This is a genomic window from Oleiphilus sp. HI0132 (genome assembly GCF_001635845.1).
The window spans coordinates 1-1,971 of the sequence record NZ_LWGJ01000038.1; the positions used below are offsets into that span (position 1 = coordinate 1).

Consider the following 1,971-nt stretch of genomic DNA (forward strand, 5'->3'; position numbering starts at 1 on the left):
TCATACGCTTTATCGAAAACTGAAAAAAGAGCAGGTATCCTTTCAGTCTTTGGTTGAGGAAGTTCGGCAGCGAGAAGCTGAGCGTTATTTGAAGGAAAACAAGGTTTCTATTAGTGAAGTTGCATTTTTGTTAGGGTTTTCTGAATTGAGTGCTTTTAGCCGGGCCTTTAAACGATGGACGGGCGAGTCTCCTGCAAAGTTTCGAGCAAAGAGTTTCAATGGGGTCAGACTCGATTGAAAATCAATCGAGTCTGACCCCNTTGAAAAAGGCTAGGCCGCCTTAAGATCATAACTCTGCGGATAAAGCTTGTTCGCTTCAGCTTCTTCCAAATCCCTTTGTATTGCAGCAGCGGTATTCTTCAGTACGTTGAGCCCAAATTTCTGAATTCCATTTATGAGCATAGTCAGGCACAAGCAAAATCGTTTAACGTACTGTTATAGAAATTAGGGTATGCAAAATCATGACTCCCATTATTCAAATCGAAAACTTGTCTAAGGTTTATGCTGGTGGTTTTCAAGCGCTCAGTGGTATTAACCTTACAATAGAAAAATCTGAAATCATTGCTTTACTCGGTCCGAACGGGGCCGGTAAGACGACCTTAATCAGTACCATTTGCGGTATAGTCAATCCATCTTCCGGCACCGTGACTGTCGACGGTGAGGATATTATCAAAGGCTACCGCCATACGCGTGAAATGATTGGTCTGGTTCCACAAGAGTTAACGACTGACTCATTTGAGACTGTATGGGATACCGTGACGTTTAGTCGAGGCTTATTTGGTAAAGCGCCTAACACGGCTTATATCGAGAAGACGCTAAAAGACTTATCACTGTGGGATAAGAAAGATAACCGTATTATGGAGTTGTCAGGTGGTATGAAGCGCCGTGTGTTGATAGCCAAAGCGCTGTCGCATGAACCCAAGATTTTATTCTTGGATGAGCCGACAGCTGGGGTTGATGTTGAGCTGCGAAAAGATATGTGGGAGTTGGTCCGTAAGCTTCGAGAAAAGGGGGTCACGATTATCCTCACCACACACTATATTGAGGAAGCAGAAGAAATTGCTGACCGTATTGGTGTGATCAATAATGGTCAATTAGTCTTGGTTGAAGAGAAGACAGAATTGATGCGTAAGTTAGGGAAGAAGCAATTAACCCTCGACCTGAAGACCGAGCTATCTAGTTTGCCAACGAGCCTAAAAGGTTTCGATCTAGTGCTGAATAATAATGGCCTGCAACTTGTTTATACCTACGACACGCTAGAAGATCATACGGGTATTGCGACCTTGCTCCAGCACTTGTCTGAAGAGGGGATTCAGTTTAAAGATTTAAAGACTGACCAGAGCTCATTAGAAGATATCTTTGTATCGCTTGTTAAGGAGTCCGCATGAACCGTCACGCAGTTGCCGCGATTTATAAGTTTGAAATGGCCCGTACAAAGCGAACCATTTTCCAGAGCATTGTCTCGCCAGTTATCTCTACCTCTTTGTATTTTGTCGTCTTTGGTTCTGCGATTGGCTCGAGGATTAATGAAGTGGACGGAGTTAGCTATGGGGCCTTTATCGTACCAGGCTTGATTATGCTTTCTTTGTTAACGCAGAGTATTTCTAACGCTTCATTTGGAATTTATTTTCCTAAGTTTAGCGGCACCATTTATGAGCTACTTTCTGCACCTGTTTCATACTTCGAAGCCTTGCTTGGCTACGTGGGGGCCGCAGCAACGAAGTCGATCATACTTGCCTTGATTATTCTCGCAACGGCGAGCCTGTTTGTACCGCTACAAATAGCGCATCCGGTTTGGATGATGGTCTTCCTTGTGATGACGGCCATTACCTTCAGCTTGTTCGGTTTTATTATCGGCATCTGGGCCGATAACTTTGAGAAGCTTCAGGTGATTCCTTTACTGGTGATTACGCCTTTAGTGTTTTTGGGCGGTACTTTTTACTCTGTCAACATGCTGCCGCAGATCTGGCA

General features: G+C 44.1%; 3 protein-coding genes. All 3 read left to right on the plus strand.

Translation table 11 applies throughout. From position 1 onward, the window contains the following. A partial coding sequence (locus tag A3766_RS00660; RefSeq protein ID WP_156508573.1) for an AraC family transcriptional regulator occupies positions 1–238 on the plus strand: 238 nt, incomplete at its 5' end. 223 nt (positions 239–461) lie between these two features. After that, positions 462–1,388: an ABC transporter ATP-binding protein gene (locus A3766_RS00665; RefSeq protein ID WP_068506675.1), complete on the plus strand. Its 927-nt coding sequence runs from the start codon at positions 462–464 to the stop codon at positions 1,386–1,388. Continuing rightward, positions 1,385–1,971: ABC transporter permease (locus A3766_RS00670; RefSeq protein ID WP_068641458.1), on the plus strand; the 587-nt coding region annotated here is incomplete at its 3' end. The genes A3766_RS00665 and A3766_RS00670, both read left to right, overlap by 4 nt.